Genomic DNA, 15,677 nt, shown 5'->3' on the forward strand with positions numbered 1-15,677 from the left:
GTGGCGCTGGCCCGCGCGCTGATCCACCAGCCGCGCCTGCTGCTGCTCGACGAGGCCAGCGCCGGGCTCGATCCGGCCAGCCGCCTGGCGCTCAACCGGCACGTCCGCGCGCTGTGCCGCGAGCAGGGGCTGAGCGTGCTCTGGACCACACACCTGCTCGATGAAGTGGAGGCCGATGACGACCTGCTGGTGCTGCATCAGGGGCAGCTTGTCACCCATGGCAGCGCCCGTGAAATTGCCGGGGACAGTGGATTGGCCGAAGCGTTTCGCGAGCTGACCGCAGGGGGCGCCGTGCGCGCCGGGACGAACGGTGATCGCCTCGGTGCGCACGGCGCACCCTACAAGGACTCATCGGCGGGGCGCTCATGAACGCCTACTGGGAATGCCTGCGCGGGATCGTCCTGCGCGAATGGCTGCGCTTCGTCCTGCAGCGCTCGCGCTTCCTCAGCGCGCTGGTGCGGCCACTGCTGTGGCTGCTGGTGTTCGCCGCCGGTTTCCGCGCCGCGCTCGGCATCGCCATCATCGCGCCCTACGACACCTACATCACCTACGAGACCTACATCGTCCCCGGTCTCGCCTGCATGATCCTGCTGTTCAACGGCATGCAGGGCTCGCTGTCGATGGTCTACGACCGCGAGATGGGCAGCATGCGCGTGCTGCTGACCAGCCCGCTGCCGCGCGCCTTCCTGCTCGCCGCCAAGCTGCTCGCCACCGCGCTCGTTTCGCTGCTGCAGGTGTATGCCTTCCTCGCCATCGCCTGGCTCTACGGCGTGCAGCCGCCCGCCTGGGGCCTGCTCGCCGCGCTGCCGGCGCTGCTGCTGGCGGCGCTGCTGCTCAGCGCCCTCGGCCTGCTGCTGTCCAACGGCATCCGCCAGCTGGAGAACTTCGCCGGGGTGATGAATTTCGTCATCTTCCCGCTGTTCTTCCTCTCCTCCGCACTCTATCCGCTGTGGAAGATGCGCGAGTCCAGCGAATGGCTGTACTGGCTGTGTGCGCTCAACCCGTTCAGCCATGCCGTGGAACTGGTGCGCTTCGCCCTCTACGAACGCTTCAACCCGCTGGCGTTCGCCGTCTGCCTGGGCCTCACCGCGCTGTTCGCCCTGCTCGCGGTGCTCAGCTTCAACCCGCAGCACGCAGCGCTGCGCAAAGCCGGCTGACTACTACTTTGGTACCGTTTTTTATCTCTAACGTAGGATTTGCAAAGCAGGACCGCTGGCATGTAATGGCACAATAAAAAGAACGAGTGCCCACGGATGCCGCACCTTGCCGCCCTGCTGTTCGCCAGCCTGCTGTCCGCCTCGGCGTTCGTCCCGGCGTTCGCCGCCCAGGACGCCGCGCTGTTCTCCGCCGAGGGCTATCGCCTCGGCCATTACCGCAGTCCTACGCCGGCCCAGGCCGAGCACGCGCAGACCCTCGACACCGAGGGCGTGCGCCAGTTGCTCGCCCGCGAGCCGCGTACCGTGCTGATCGACGTCTATCGCCGGCAATGGCTGCATGGCCGCTTCATCGAAGACGAAGCCCACGCCAACCTGCCCGGCAGCCTGTGGTTGGCGAACACCGGCGACGGCGAGCTGGATGCCGCCTGGCAAACCTACTTCAGCACCAACCTGGCGCGCGTCAGCCACGGTGATCCGGGCTGGCCGCTGCTGTTCTACTGCCGCTCCGATTGCTGGCTGGGCTGGAACGCGCAGAAGCGCGCGCATGCCCTGGGTTACCGCAACCTGTATTGGTACCGTGACGGCATCGACGCCTGGCAACAGGCCGGCCTGCCGCTGCAAGCCGCCGAACCGGTGGCGTTTCCCTGATCCATCAGCCTGCGCTGTAGCCACGCCATAATCACAAGAATGAGGTGAAAGGCCATGTACAAGATTCTGATCGCCGACGATCACCCGCTGTTTCGCGAGGCCATCCACAACGTCATCAGCGACGGCTTTCCCGGCAGTGAAGTGATGGAGACCGCCGACCTCGACAGCGCCCTGAGCCTGACTCAGGAACACGACGACCTCGACCTGATCCTGCTCGACCTGAACATGCCCGGCATGCACGGCCTCAACGGCCTGATCAACCTGCGCAACGAGGCGCCGACGATCCCCGTGGTGATCGTTTCCGCCGAGCAGGACAAGCAGATCGTGCTGCAGGCGATCACCTACGGCGCGGTGGGCTTCATCACGAAATCCTCGCCCCGCGCGCAGATGACCGACGCCATTGAGCAGATCCTCAACGGCAACGTCTACCTGCCCTCGGACATCATCCGCACGCAGAAGCAGTCCTCGCAGCGGCGCCAGCACGACGAGCACAACATCTCGCCGGAGCTGCTCCAGGCGCTCACGCGCAAGCAGTTGCTGGTACTGGAACGAATGGCCAAGGGCGAATCCAACAAGCAGATCGCCTACCACCTGGAAATCGCCGAAACCACGGTCAAGGCCCACGTCTCGGCGATCCTGCGCAAGCTCAACGTGCACAACCGCGTCCAGGCGATCCTCTCGGCCAACGACATCGACTTCGCCGCCTACCTGCGACGCTAGCCAACCCCAGGCGCCCTCCTTACCCGGCGGTGCGCGCGGCGCACCCTACGGATCGTGGGCGTGAATGCCACACGTCACTCGCCGAATGTGCCGTCGCTCCGATCCGCCCTTCCAGGCCTAACGGTGCGCACGGCGGATCGTTGGGTGAACGCCCCGCCGTAGGGTGCGCCGCGCGCACCACGGGCACCTCACTCGCCAAACACGCCGTCGCTCCGATCCGCTCGTGCACGCCCTACCTTACCCGGCGGTACGCATGGCGCACCCTACCAGGCCTAACGGTGCGCACGGCGGATCGTTGGGTGAATGCTCCGCCGTAGGGTGCGCCGTGCGCACCACGGGCACCTCACTCGCCAAACACGCCATCGTCATCCGCGCTGCCACCCCAGTCCGCAGGATACACACCCTCCCGGACCAACCGGTGAAAGCTTGACCACGGCCATTCGGCCACCGAAGCCACCAGCCCGTGCTTCAGTGGGTTGCCGTGCAGATAGTCCATGTGCGTGCGGTAGTCCTGTTCATCACGGATGCGGTGCTCCCAGAAGCGCCGTTGCCATAACCCGCCTTCGCGGCGCACGAAGCGGCTGGCATACACCGGCGCCGGCGGCCCCAGCGCCTGGCTGACCCGGCGCTTGATGATCGACCAGCGCCGGCCGAAGTCGTCGTCCTCGGCCGGCAGTTGCCAGATGCAATGCAGATGGTCGGGAAGCAGCACCCAGGCATGGATGGCGAACGGATAGCGCCGACGAACCTCTTCGATGGCCTGGCGCAGTGCCGTGCGGCAACGGGCGTCAGTCAGCAGCGGGCGGCGCTGTTCGGTGACCAGGGTGAAGAAATACAGCGAACCCTGGCGGGCACGGCGGTAGTTGGACATTCCATGTCCTCCTCCAATGACGGGGTTCCAGCATAGGTCGGCAGTGGCCAGCGGCGTGTGCGCCATATCGCGCATGGCGGTGCGCGCGGCGCACCCTACGAACTTGAGCGCCGGTGTTCTTACTCTCCAGCACGGCCGATGCAGGACGCGCCGTGCATACCCTCGGCGTCCATCGGCCGTACTGCGCGTTACCGAGTCGCGCGCTGGCGGGTGCTCGCGTTGAAGCGGTGCGCACGGCGCACCCTACGGACTGGAGGCCCTGCCTTATCCGGCGGTGCGCGCGGCGCACCCTACGATCGTTCCGGTGAACGCCTGTGCCGTAGGGTGCGCTGTGCGCACCGGAGCTCAGCCGACGCGTTGCGCGCCGTGCTCGATCAGGTGGCTCATCGCGGCCTTGAGCTTCATCGGCCGCACCGGCTTGTGCATGAGTGTGTGGCCGAGGTCGCGCATTTGCTGGCGCAGTTCGTTGCTGTAGTTGGCGGTGATCATCAGCGCCGGCAGCGGCACGCCGCGCCGGGCGTTGATGCTGGCGACGGCATCGACGCCGTTGTGGCCGTTGTCCAGGTGATAATCGGCGATCAGCAAGTCGGCGTCGGCGTGGTAGTTGTCCACCTGCCGCGCCAGGTCTTCCTCGGACAGCGCAGTGACCACCCGGCACCCCCAGCCTTCGAGCAGCGTGCGCATGCCGGCGCAGATCGCCGCGTCGTTATCCAGCACCCACACCCGCGAGCCGACGAGGCGTTCGAGCAGCGCCTCGGTGCTTTCCGGCGCCACCCGCGCGCGCGGCGCGCGCTGGGTCAGCGGCACCTCGATGGCGAACGACGAGCCGCGCCCCGGCCAGGAGCGCACCTGGATGCGATGGCCGAGCATGCCGGCGATCTTCTCGACGATGGCCAGGCCGAGGCCGAGGCCGCGGTCCTGGTTCGGCCGCTGCGAATCGCCGCGCTTGAACTCCTGGAAGATCTCCTTGAGCTTGTCCTCGGCGATCCCGACGCCGGTGTCCCAGACCTCGATCGACAAGCTCTGCCGACGCCGCCGGCAACCCAGCAGGATGCGTCCGCCAGGCGTGTAGCGGATGGCATTGCTGAGCAGGTTGCGCAGGATGCGCGCGAGCAGCTGGATGTCGCTGCGCACGGTCGCCGAGCATGCCACGAAGTGCAGCTGCAGCCCTTCGCTGAGCGCCGCCTGGCGGAACTCCACGGCGAGGTTGTCGAGCAGGTCGCCCACGGCGAACGGCGCGATCTCCGCCTTGATCACCCCGGCGTCGAGCTTGGAGATGTCCACCAGGGTGCCGAGCAGGCTTTCCACGTCATCCAGCGAATTGCTGATGTTGCGCACCAGGGTCGCGCTGACCGCCTGCTCGCGCCGTTCCAGCAGCGCACTGGTGAACAGCCGCGCAGCGTTCAGCGGTTGTAGCAGGTCATGGCTGACCGCGGCGAGGAACTTGGTCTTCGACAGGTTGGCCTGTTCGGCCTCGGCCTTGGCTTCGCGCAGGCGCAGCTCGACGCGGCTGCGCTCACCGATCTCGCGCAACAGCTGGTCGTTGAGGGTGGTCAGCTCGGCAGTGCGTTCGCGCACCCGCTGCTCGAGGTTCTGATACGCCAGGTGCAGCGCCTCGGCGGTACGCCGGCGTTCGGTGATGTCGCGGATCAGCACGAAGATCCCCACCACCTCGCCGTTGGCCAGGTTCGGCACGTAGGAACGCAGCATGTAGCGCTCCTGCCCGGCGAGGTTGGTCTCGGCCACCTCGAAGGTCACGCTTTCGCCGGACAGCGCGCGCTCCACGTAGGGCTCCAGGCGCAGCCAGTGCTCCTCGTTGTGAACCTCGCGCAGGCTCTGGCCGAGCATGCCGCCGCGCGGCCAGCGGTACCACTCCTCGTAGACCTTGTTGGTGAACTCGTAGATCAGGTCGGCGTTCAGGTAGGCGATCAGTGCCGGCACGTGGTCGGTGATCAGGCGAATCCAGCGTTCGCTCTCGCTCAGCGCCTCGGCGTGGCGGTAGCGCTCGGTGATGTCGGTGAAGGTGTTGACGAAGCCGCCGGTGGGCAGCGCGTGGGTGCGCACTTCCAGCACCCGGCCGTCGAACAGGCGCTGCTCCAGTTCCTGCACCGGGCGCCCCTCGGCGTCGCGGGTGTCCGGCGTGAGCAAGGCCAGTTCGCTGTCCGCCATGACCTCGGCGAACGGCCGGTGCGCCTGGATCGGCGCCAGCCCGCAGAGGTCGAGGAAGCGGTGGTTCCACAGCTCCAGGGTGCCCTCGGCGCCGACCATCGCCATGCCTTGGGACAGGTTGTCCACCGCGCGCTGTAGCAGCCGCGACTTCTGCGCCAGGGCCTGCTCGCGGCGCGCGGTCTCGCTGAGCTTAAGTTCGGTGATGTCGGTGTAGAGGATCACCAGCCCGCCCTCGCGGGTCGGCCGCTCGCTGACCTGCATCCAGCGCCCGTCGTGCAGGCGATAGACGCTGTGCTCGGTCTCGCTGCCGCGCTGCTCCTCGGCGATCAGCCCGCTGCCCTGGGCCAGGCGGCGAATCTCCGACAGGCGCATGCCGCTGGCGATGCGCGCGCGGGTGCCGGCCCAGAACGATTTGAAGCGGCTGTTGAACAGGAGGATGCGCTGGTCCTTGTCGAACAGCACGAAGGCGTCGGAAATGCTTTCGATGGCGTCCACCAGGTACTGGTGGGCGGTCTCGGCACGCTGGCGGGCGTCGCGCAGCAGCTGGTTGCTGGCGGTGAGTTCGGCCATCGCCTGGTTCAGCGCATCGGTGCGTTCGCGCACCTGCTCGGCCAGCACCACCGAATGCTGGAACGCCGCGTAGGCGCCCTCGCGGCGCGCGGCGCTGGACTCGACGCGTTCGATCAGCGCGGCGTTGATCCGCTTCAGGCGATGGATCTCGCGCTCCAGCTCGGCGACCCGCGCCGCGCAGTCAGCCGCGTCCATGGCCGGCTCGACGTCCAATGGCGACCCCGGTGAAGGTCTGGTTGATGTGCATGCCATTGAACTGCTCCCCGTAGGTGTTGAAGCCGATCACCTGCTGGCGGCGGAGGAATTCCCCGGTCTGCTCGACGCCGCCGTCGCTCTCGATCTCCAGGCGGCGCAGGAAGCAGTCGCAGCCGATGGTCAGCAGGGGCGGCCCGAGGCGCTTCTCCAGGCGCTCGAACAGCGCCTGCAGGTTCGGCAGTAACGGGCCGGGGCTCATTCCGGTGAGCACGATGCCGTTCTCCACGGCGCAATAGAAACTCAGGCTGAGGTCGTCGTGGACACGCTGGATGGAACGCGCGAAGTAGTGCTCGTTGACCTTCACCGCCAGCGGATGGGCGGCGAACAGGCGGTGATCGAGGGCCTCCACCGGCACGCCGATCCAGCGCGCGTATTCCTTCGCCGCCGGCTCGGCGTTCAGCTCGTAGACCCGGCGGGTTGCGCTGTCGGCGTCGGTGACCACCAGCTTCTCGCTGCTGGGCAGGATGTGGTGGGTGCTGAACACCTCGAAGTCCAGCGCGGTGTTCACCAGCAGCACCACCGCCGCGCCGGAATGGAAGCGGCCGCCGTAGTAGACGTGGGTGTGCGTCAGGTGGTTGTCGTCGCCGGCCGAACCGCCGAAATGCGGGATGCTGCCCAGCGCCGCGCTGAGGGCTGCGAGGACGATTTCCTCGCGACTGGAGAGACCGTCGAGCAGCGTCAGGGCGAAGCTGTGGTCCTTGATCGGCGCCAGCGAATTGCTCCGGCAGCCCGCCACCAGGCGTTCCACCAGGCGCTGCGCGTCGAGCAGGCTGAAGCGCTCCATCTGGTCGATCAGCGCGCTGGCGACGGAGAAGCTGCGGTAGTCGAAACCCACCGCGCTGACGCAGTTGCGCCCGTAGCCGAGCGGCGTGATCTCGCCGGCACTGGTGCAGCCGACCAGCTCGATGCCACCGAAGTACTGCTCCAGCGCCGGGCCGAGCGCGGCCAGGTCATATTCCGCCGAGCAGAAGAACAGCACGAAGCCCAGGTGGGGATGGATCAGCTGGCGCGCCAGGTCCTGGGCCACCGCTTCCGCCTCGCGCGCGTGTGAAACGGCGGTGACCACGCTTTCACTTTCCCCATGCCGCATCGGCCCACCTCACGAACACCCGTTGCCGTTTCGGTCATTCTAGAAAGCCCCCGCGCCAGGCCCCATGCTACTTGGGTCGCGAAGGCTCTCATCCGAAGGTAGCGCCCGCTCAGGCCGCGGCCGGCCAGCACAGCAGGGTCAGCGCCAGCATGCCGGCGTAGAAACCGGTCTCCAGGGTTTCGCTGAGCGGCTGGATGCGTCGCAGCGCGCCATAGACGTGCACCACGATCATCGACGTGGCGACCGCCGCGAGCACTTCATAGGTGGTGTGCAGCGCCTCACCGGTCAGCGCGGCGCGCATCATCAGCGCCTCGACGATGAGGATGAAGGCACCCAGGCAACGTCCGAAGTAGATCGCCAGGTGGGTTTGGTCCGGTACCGCCCAGCCCATCAGGCGTGCCCAGTGCAGCGGCACGCAGAAGATCGGCAGGGCGAACACCAGGGTGGTGCCGATGGCCAGCCAGAGGAGGAAATCCTGGCTGTAAGCGCTCCAGAGTCCCATCGAGGTCATGCTCCTTTTTCCATGCTCATGAAAAAGGCGGGCCCGCTCGTGCGCGACCCGCCCGTCCTGCGCGACCCGGCGCGGCCGGGCCGGTGAAGCGGCTTACCAGCTGAGCACCGCACCGACCGCCAGGGTGTCGGTGTCTTCGTCCAGGCCGCTGCCGTCCTCGCCATCGATCTGGTACTGGTTGTACTCGGCGACCAGCTTCAGGTTGTCGTTGATGGTGCGAAAGTAGGCGATCCCGCGGGTCTCGTAGTCGGCCGCGGAGCCGAGGCCGTTGCCGTCGTCCTCGGTCTTGCCATAGGACAGCGCCAGACGGTTCTTGCCCCAGGTGTAGGAGCCCTGCAGGAGGTAGCCGTCGCTGTCGATCTCGCGCAGCGTCGCCTCGCCGGCGTTGTTGTTGAAGAACGGGTTGATGCCCTTGGCCTGGAAGCCCGAAGCGGTCACCGAGAAGCCCGCCATCTTCGCCTGCACGCCATAGCCGAGACCCTTGGAGGTGACGTCGTCCACCGTGTCGTCGGTGTTTTCCGAGGTCTGGTAGCCGCCGTTGATCCAGGTGTAGATGGTCGAGCCGCCAAGCTGGAACTGATAGCTGACTTCCGACTCCAGGCGCGGCTCCTCCTGGTAGGACTTGCCGACGGCGCTGTCGTCGTTGGTGTCCACCGGGTCCATGATGCCCACCGCGACGCGCAGGCCCTCGGCGAGGTTGTTGTTGCGGTAGGTGATCTGCGAGGTCGGGAACGGATACGGGTAACCGGTGCCGATGTTGCCGAAGGACACGCCGGTCCCGTCCACCAGGCCGAGGGTGTCGCTGACGTTGCCGTAACCGGCGAGCAGTTCGTCGAGGAAGATGTTCGAGCGCGAGAACAGCCCGAAGTCCTTGCCCACCAGCACCTCGCCCCACTCCGGGTTGGAGACCGTGCCGTAGAACTGGCGGACGTCGATGGCGGTGTCGGTGCCGTTGGTTTCGCTGTCGTTGATGGTCACCCAGAACGACGCGCGGCCGCCCAGCTTGAGGTCGTCCACCTGCTTGCCGAAGTTGAAGCCGAGCCAGTTCGGCAGAAAGCCCATCTTGACCCGCGACTGGCGGCGGTCGAACTGCTCGCCTTCGCGGTCGACATCGCTGCTGACATAGAAGGCGTTGATGTAGCCGTCGGTGGAAAAGGTCGTGTCGTCCTTGTCGTACAGGACGATCTCGGCGGCGGCCTGCTGGGCCATGCCCAGGGCGACGGACGCGCCAAGGGCAAGTTGCAGGAACCGGGCTGGGACTCTCTTGTTGTTGTGCATGGCGCTCTCCGCTGCTGGGGCGACTGTTGGCTCAGTCGTGTCGGAGGCGATTATCGAAACCGCCCGGCCCGCGCCATACGGTTCCTTGGCGCTGCCTGGCTGCTGCTTTCGCCGCGCGCGGAACGAGAGGTCGGCGCGAGGCGAAAGAGCCGCGACCCTCGGAGCAAGGCGCAAGTAGTACGACCTGTGCGCAGGACGGAGATGAACCGAGGCCACCGCGCGAAGATCGCTGGATGCCAGGCGCCGCACATCCGTCCAAGCGCTGCGGCCGTGGATGTGCCCAGACTGTCCGCGACTCGACACGGCGGAGGACCGGCATGAGCGGAATCGTGATGTTCATCCACGGCGCCTGGCTCACGCCGCGCGTGTGGGAGCGCTTCGCCCAGCGCTTCGCGGCCTGCGGCTACACCTGCCTGGCGCCGTCCTGGCCGTCGCTGGAGGACATCCCGGCGCAGCGGCTGCGCGAGGCGCCACCGGCGGCCCTGGGCAACCTGGGGGTCGGCCGCATCCTCGCCCACTACCAGGCGCTGATCGAAGCGCTGCCGCACCCGCCGCTGCTGGTCGGCCACTGCTACGGCGGGCTCTTCGTCCAGGTGCTGCTGGATCGCGGCCTGGGTTCGGCCGGCATCGCCATCGCCCCGGCATCGCCGCGTGGCGTGCTGCCCGGCCTCGCCGCGCTGGTCCGCCTGCTGCCGCTGCTGACCCGCGCCTGGCGGATCGTGCCGCTGAGCGAGGCACAATTCGCCCGCCACGCCGCGCAGACCCTCGACGCCGCCGAACGCCACCGCGAATACCAGCGGCAGGTGGCGCCGGCGCCCGGCCGCTTGCTGCTCGAGGCGGCGCTCGGCATCGGCACCCGGATCGACTTCGGCAACGATCGCCGCGCGCCCTTGCTGCTCATCGCCGGCGAAAATGATCGTACTATCCACGCCTCCACCGTCGCCGCCGTCTTCCGCCGCCATCGCCGCTCGGTCGCGGTCAGCACCTACCGCTGTTTTCCCGGTCGCAGTCATTGGCTGATCGCCGAAGCCGGCTGGCAGGAGGTGGCCGACTACGCCCTGGAATGGGCACAAAGCCAGGCCGACTGTTTCTGAGCAGAAGGAACCCGTGTGAAATGACATCGCTGCACCGCCTCTGGACGGCCCTGCACGCTCTGGTCGCGTGCGGCGAGCGCCTGCGCGGGCGCTGGCTGCTGCTCCTGCTGGTCGCCAGCGGCCTGGCCTGCGCCACGCCGCGCGGGCTGGAACAGCTGGAGCACCGGCGCTGGACCACCAGCGACGACGGCCCGAGCCAGGTCGGCGCGCTGGTGCAAAGCCGCGACGGCTACCTGTGGATGGGCACCAACGACTCGCTGTACCGCTTCGACGGTTTCCGCTTCGTTCGCTACCAGGCGCCGAACGGCAACCGCCTGGGCATCGTCTCGGCGCTGCTGGCCGGCGACGACGGCCTCTGGGTCGGCCTGCGCGCCGGCGGCGTGCAGTTCATCGGCAGCCAGGGCACCACCCACTACGCTCCCGCCACCGACTTGCCGGGCGGCGTGGTCTATGGCTTCGCCCGCGGCCAGGACGGCGTGCTCTGGGCCGCCGCCAACGACGGCCTGGCGCGTTTCGACGGCACGCGCTGGGAAACCGTCGGCGCCGACTGGCGCTTCCCCGACAACGCCCGCGCCGTGCTGGTCGACCGCGAAGGCCGCGTCTGGGCCGCCAGCGAGGACTGCCTCTACTACCTGCCGGTGGGCGCGCATGCCTTCGTCGACAGTCGCCTGGCGCTCGGCTGGGCCAGCCAGATGACCCAGGCCGCCGACGGCTCGATCTGGGTCGCCGAGCGCTACGGTGGAGCCCTGCACCGGCTGACGCTGGAGGACGGCCGGCCGGTGTCACAGACCGCGCCGATGTCGCTGGCCGCCAACGGCCTGCTCTTCGATGAGCAGGGCGGGCTGTGGATCGGCACCCTGGGCAACGGCCTGCAGCATGCCGCCGAACCCAACCAACTGTTCGATCCCGCCCGCAGCGGCAGCGCCCTGGAGCGCTTCACCACCCGCGACGGGCTCAGCTCGGACTACCTCTGGCCGCTGCTGCAGGACCGTGACGGCAACCTCTGGGTCGGCAGCAGCGCCGGCCTCGACCGCTTTCGCCAACGCAACGTGCAGTCCGCGCCGCTGCCGCGCGAGGCGCTCAACTTCGCCCTCGCGCCGGGCGCCGACGGCAGCCTCTGGGCCGGCAGCAGCAACCGTCCGGCGCTGCGCCTGGCGCAGGGCCGGTTGAGCCAGCTCGACCTGCCGCCGCCGGTGACCAGCGCGATGAGCGACGCCGAGGGCAACGTCTGGATGGGCGGCCCGAACGGCATCTGGCGCTCCCGGGGCGAGCGTCTTGAAAAAGTTGCCGCCCTGCCGACCCGGCAGGCGTCGGATTCCTCGGTGCGCGCGATGGTGCGCGACGACGCGGGCGATCTCTGGGTCTCGCTCAACCGCCTCGGCCTGTTCCGGCTGCACGACGGCGCCTGGCAGGAACAACCCGCGCCCACTGCGCTGGCCAGCCAGAAGATGCCGGTGAGCGCCGCCCGTGGCGCCGATGGCAGCCTGTGGTTCGGCTACCGCGACAACCTGATCGTCACCCGCCACGGCGCCGAGGAACGCCAGTGGGGCGAGAAGGACGGCCTGCAAATCGGCCACGTCACCGCCCTGCAAGTGCAGTCGCGGCGTCCGTGGGTCGCCGGAGAACGCGGCCTGGCCTGGTTCGACGGGACGCATTTCCACAGCCTGCGGCTACCCGATGGCGAGCTGTTCGGCAACATCTACGCGGTCCTCGCGGTGCCCACGGCAGCGGGCGAAGACCTCTGGCTGCATGCCCGCGGCGGCATTTTCAGGCTCGCCGCCGAGGACATCGAGACCGTCATCGCCGATCCCGAAGCGCGCCTGCGCTACCGCGCCTACGACCTCCTCGGAGGGCTCGCCAACGACCCCTATCAGGTACTCCCGCTACCCACCGCGGTGCGCAGCGGCGACGGCCGGCTGTGGTTCTCCACCAGCAACGGCGTGGTCTGGATCGACCCGGCGCAGCACGACGCCGAGGATGCGCCGCCGCGGGTGCTGATCGAATCGCTGGACGTCGACGGCGTGCGCCTCTCCGGCAACCGTGCGCTGCAACTTCCGGCGCAGAGCGGACGGGTGATGATCGACTACACGGCGCTCAGCCTGTCGATGCCCGAGGGGCTGCACTTTCGCTACCGCCTCGATGGCTACGACCGCGACTGGCACTACGCCGGCAGCCAGCGCCAGGCGATCTACACCGGCCTGCGCGCCGGCGACTACCGCTTCCGCGTGGATGCGGCGAATGCCGACGGCGTACCTGCCGAGCAGGAAGCGCAGCTGAGCTTCAGCATCGCCCCGGTGTTCTACCAGCGCCCGCTGTTCCTGATCCTCTTCGGCGCCGCGCTGGTCGGCCTGTTCTGGGCCTTCTACCGGAGCCGCCTGCGGCGCGCCGCCGAGACGCTGCGCGCACGCCTGGAGGAACGCCACGCCGAACGCGAACGCATCGCCCGCGAGTTGCACGACACCCTCCTGCAAGGCGTGCAGGGGCTGATGCTGCACTTCCAGGCCGCGGCGGAAAGCCTCGCCGAGGACCAGCCGGTGCGACAGCGCATGGAGCGTGCGCTGGACCGCGCCGACCAGGTACTCGCCGAAGGCCGCGAACGGGTGCGCAACCTGCGCCGGCGCAGCCTCGCGGTGGCGGACCTCGCCACCGCCTTCGAGGCGCTCGACGAGGAACTGGAACACGACCCGGCCATCGTCTTCGCCGTGAAGGTCCGCGGTCGCCCGCACGACCTGCGCCCGCTGGTGCGCGACGAGGCCTACCGGATGGGCCGCGAGGCCATCGCCAACGCCTTCTGCCACGCCGACGCGAGCCACGTCAGCGTGGTCATCCACTACACCCCGCGGCGCTTCGTGCTGAGCATCGCCGACGACGGGCGCGGCATCGCCGCCGAGTACCTCGGCCCGACCGGCCGCCCGGACCATTGGGGACTCCGGGGCATGCACGAACGCGCGCAGAAAATCGGTGCCGAACTGGATATCCGCAGTGCCGTGGCGCAGGGCAGCGAGGTCCGCCTGAGCCTGCCCGCCACCCTCGCCTACCGGCGCACACCGCGGCGCTGGCGGCGCTGGCTGCATTACCTGATTCATCCGAGGAGCTGAGCATGACTGCGGTCACCGGAGACATTCGCGTGCTGGTCGTCGACGACCATCCGCTGCTGCGCGAGGGTATCGCCGCGGTACTCGACCAGCAGCCCGACATCCACCTGGTCGGCGAAGCCGGCGATGGCAGCGAAGCCCTGGAACGCTTCCGCGCGCAGCGCCCGGACGTGACCCTGATGGACCTGCAGATGCCGGAAATGAACGGTATCGAGGCGATCCGGGCGATCCGCGCGGAGTTCCCCGATGCGCGCATCGCCATCCTCACCACCTACCGGGGCGACGTGCGCGCGCTGCACGCGATCAAGGCCGGGGCCCAGGGCTATCTGCTGAAAAGCACGCTGCGCAAGGAACTGGTGGAGGCGATCCGCGCGCTGGCCGCCGGGCGCCGGCACTTTCCCGCGGAGATCGCCGCCGAGCTGGCGGAATCCCTCGGCCAGGAGGCCCTCAGCCCGCGCGAACTGCAAGTGCTGCAACGGGTGGCGCAAGGCGCGGCGAACAAGCAGATCGCCAACGAGCTGGGGATTTCCGAGGACACCATCAAGGGCCATCTGCGCAGCATCATGGACAAGCTGAGCGCCAACAACCGCACCCACGCGGTCACCATCGGTATCCAGCGCGGCATCATCGAGCTCTGATCGGCCCCCACTTTCGTGTCGTCAGCGAGCGCCTCGTCGTGGTCTGTTAGCACCGCGCTCACCCCCGCATCATCCCTGGCAGAGGCGCCCCTTCGAGCGCCGTTCATAGCCAGCGGAGCACGCCGATGCCCAGGAACGCCATCCTGCCCTTCCCCGGCGGCCCCATCGCCACGGTGCTCGGCCTGCTCGACGACGCCGGTCTGGCGCTGCACAGCGACCGCGAAGCCGCCTGCCGCAGCCTGACCCGCGCCATCGCACTGCTGCGTCGCGATGCCGATTTCGACAGCGGCGACAGCCGTGGCGGCCTCGCCGGCTGGCAGGTCAGGCGGCTCTCCAGCTACATCGACGAGCACCTGGATTGCGCCATCCGCACCCGCGAGCTGGCCGCGCTGCTCACGCTCAGCGTCAGCCATTTCACCCGTGCCTTTAAACAGGCCTTCGGCAGCCCGCCGCTGCTCTACGTGGCCCGCCGGCGCATCGAGGCGGCGCGGGAAATGATGCTCGCCACCGACGAATCGCTGACCCGCATAGCCCACGTGCACGGCTTCTGCGACCAGTCGCACTTCAGCCGCACCTTCCTCCGCGAGACCGGTATCACGCCGCAGGCCTGGCGCCGGCTGCATCGCTGCGGCTGAAGCCCGCGGGCCGCTTCGCGCCCGTCGTCACTCCGGCTTGCGGTACAGCTCGATGATCGCCGAGAAGTCCAGGCCGCCGTGGCCTTGCAGGCTGAAGCCCTGGTAGAGCTGCTGCGCCAGGGCGCCGAGCAGCACCGGCTGGCGTACCGCGCGCGCCGCTTCGGTGGCCAGGCCAAGGTCCTTGAGCATCAGGTCGCTGCCGAAACCGCCGCTGTAGCCGCGCGAGGCCGGGGCGTTCTCCAGCACGCCGGGGAACGGGTTGTAGGTGTCCGAACTCCAGCAACGCCCGCTGGAGGTGTTGATGACCCCGGCCAGCACCTTGGCGTCCATGCCCAGCGCCACGCCCAGGCTCATCGCCTCGGCCACGCCGATCATCGAGATGCCCAGCAGCATGTTGTTGGCCACCTTCGCCACCTGGCCGTTGCCGCTGTCGCCGCAATGCACGATGTTCTTGCCCATCGCCGCCAGGAGCGGCTGCGCCAGGGCGAAATCCCCGGCACTGCCGCCGACCATGAAGGTCAGGGTGCCGGCCTCGGCGCCGCCGGTGCCGCCGGACACCGGCGCATCGAGCATCGGGTTGCCGTGTTCGATGGCGGCCTTGGCCACCTCCCGCGCGCTGATCGGGTCGATGGTGGAGCAGTCGATCAGCAGCACGCCGGGGCGGACGTGGGCCAGCAGCCCGTCTTCGCCGAGGTAGACCGCCTTCACGTGGGGCGACGCCGGCAGCATGGTGATGATCACTTCGACGTTGCGCTGCGCCAGTTCGGCGGGCGATGCCACGGCCGTCGCGCCCGCCTCGACCGCCGCCGCCACCGCGGTGGCGGAGAGGTCGAAGACGCTGAGCGCGTGACCGGCCTTGAGCAGGTTGCGCGCCATGGGCCCGCCCATGTTGCCGAGACCGAGAAAACCGATGTTCATGGTGGATGCCTCTTGAGTGTGCGTGTGC

At 68.5% G+C, this 15,677-nt stretch carries 13 protein-coding genes and 1 pseudogene; 8 read left to right on the forward strand and 6 right to left on the reverse strand.

From position 1 onward, the window contains the following. The 4 genes and pseudogenes from B2X67_RS00005 to B2X67_RS00020 all read left to right on the forward strand — a co-directional run. Positions 1-369, forward strand: a pseudogene (locus B2X67_RS00005) (ABC transporter ATP-binding protein); the annotation flags it as partial. Next, positions 366-1,157 carry an ABC transporter permease gene (locus B2X67_RS00010; RefSeq protein WP_090231671.1) on the forward strand — a complete coding sequence of 264 codons (792 nt, stop codon included), beginning with the start codon at positions 366-368 and terminating at the stop codon, positions 1,155-1,157. The pseudogene B2X67_RS00005 and the gene B2X67_RS00010, both read left to right, overlap by 4 nt. A 96-nt stretch (positions 1,158-1,253) precedes the next feature. Next, positions 1,254-1,805 (forward strand): PQQ-dependent catabolism-associated CXXCW motif protein, encoded by a 552-nt coding sequence (locus tag B2X67_RS00015; protein ID WP_286784221.1) that lies wholly within the window; start codon positions 1,254-1,256, stop codon positions 1,803-1,805. Between the two features lie 54 nt (positions 1,806-1,859). Then, the gene (locus B2X67_RS00020; RefSeq protein WP_286784222.1) at positions 1,860-2,525 is read left to right on the forward strand and encodes a response regulator transcription factor; all 666 of its coding nucleotides are present in this window, start codon (positions 1,860-1,862) and stop codon (positions 2,523-2,525) included. A 343-nt stretch (positions 2,526-2,868) separates the two neighbouring features. Here the strand turns inward: B2X67_RS00020 and B2X67_RS00025 are convergent, their stop codons facing one another. From B2X67_RS00025 to B2X67_RS00045, 5 genes are all read right to left on the reverse strand, one after another. Beyond that, positions 2,869-3,396: an REP-associated tyrosine transposase gene (locus B2X67_RS00025; RefSeq protein WP_286784223.1), complete on the reverse strand. Its 528-nt coding sequence runs from the start codon at positions 3,394-3,396 to the stop codon at positions 2,869-2,871. Between the two features lie 345 nt (positions 3,397-3,741). Further along, the gene (gene nahK / locus B2X67_RS00030) at positions 3,742-6,387 is read right to left on the reverse strand and encodes a hybrid sensor histidine kinase/response regulator NahK/ErcS' (protein WP_286784224.1); all 2,646 of its coding nucleotides are present in this window, start codon (positions 6,385-6,387) and stop codon (positions 3,742-3,744) included. Further along, positions 6,317-7,480 carry a nitric oxide-sensing protein NosP gene (gene nosP, locus B2X67_RS00035; RefSeq protein WP_286784225.1) on the reverse strand — a complete coding sequence of 388 codons (1,164 nt, stop codon included), beginning with the start codon at positions 7,478-7,480 and terminating at the stop codon, positions 6,317-6,319. The genes nahK and nosP overlap by 71 nt, the downstream gene beginning before the upstream one ends. A 109-nt stretch (positions 7,481-7,589) precedes the next feature. Then, positions 7,590-7,991 carry a hypothetical protein gene (locus tag B2X67_RS00040; protein ID WP_282343268.1) on the reverse strand — a complete coding sequence of 134 codons (402 nt, stop codon included), beginning with the start codon at positions 7,989-7,991 and terminating at the stop codon, positions 7,590-7,592. Positions 7,992-8,084: 93 nt separating this feature from the next. Then, a complete protein-coding gene (locus B2X67_RS00045) occupies positions 8,085-9,269 on the reverse strand; it encodes a porin (protein ID WP_286784226.1) in 1,185 nt (394 codons plus the stop codon). Positions 9,270-9,586: 317 nt separating this feature from the next. Between B2X67_RS00045 and B2X67_RS00050 the strand changes: the two genes are divergently transcribed. The 4 genes from B2X67_RS00050 to B2X67_RS00065 all read left to right on the forward strand — a co-directional run bounded on the left by B2X67_RS00050 (position 9,587) and on the right by B2X67_RS00065 (position 14,731). After that, complete coding sequence (locus B2X67_RS00050) at positions 9,587-10,363, forward strand: alpha/beta hydrolase (RefSeq protein WP_286784227.1); 777 nt, start codon at positions 9,587-9,589, stop codon at positions 10,361-10,363. 20 nt (positions 10,364-10,383) lie between these two features. Then, positions 10,384-13,461, forward strand: coding sequence for a sensor histidine kinase (locus tag B2X67_RS00055; RefSeq protein ID WP_286784228.1), 3,078 nt, complete (start codon positions 10,384-10,386; stop codon positions 13,459-13,461). A gap of 2 nt (positions 13,462-13,463) precedes the next feature. Continuing rightward, on the forward strand, positions 13,464-14,096 hold the full coding sequence (locus B2X67_RS00060) for a response regulator (RefSeq protein WP_273233885.1): 633 nt from the start codon (positions 13,464-13,466) through the stop codon (positions 14,094-14,096). Positions 14,097-14,221: 125 nt separating this feature from the next. Next, positions 14,222-14,731, forward strand: coding sequence for a helix-turn-helix domain-containing protein (locus B2X67_RS00065; protein ID WP_286784229.1), 510 nt, complete (start codon positions 14,222-14,224; stop codon positions 14,729-14,731). A 27-nt stretch (positions 14,732-14,758) separates the two neighbouring features. Here B2X67_RS00065 and mmsB read toward each other — a convergent pair whose 3' ends face one another. Further along, a complete protein-coding gene (mmsB, locus tag B2X67_RS00070) occupies positions 14,759-15,649 on the reverse strand; it encodes a 3-hydroxyisobutyrate dehydrogenase (protein ID WP_286784230.1) in 891 nt (296 codons plus the stop codon). Between the last annotated feature and the right edge of the window lie 28 nt (positions 15,650-15,677).

It is taken from the genome of Pseudomonas sp. UBA3153, from assembly GCF_002364635.1.
Classification (GTDB): Bacteria; Pseudomonadota; Gammaproteobacteria; order Pseudomonadales; family Pseudomonadaceae; genus Pseudomonas_O; species Pseudomonas_O kuykendallii.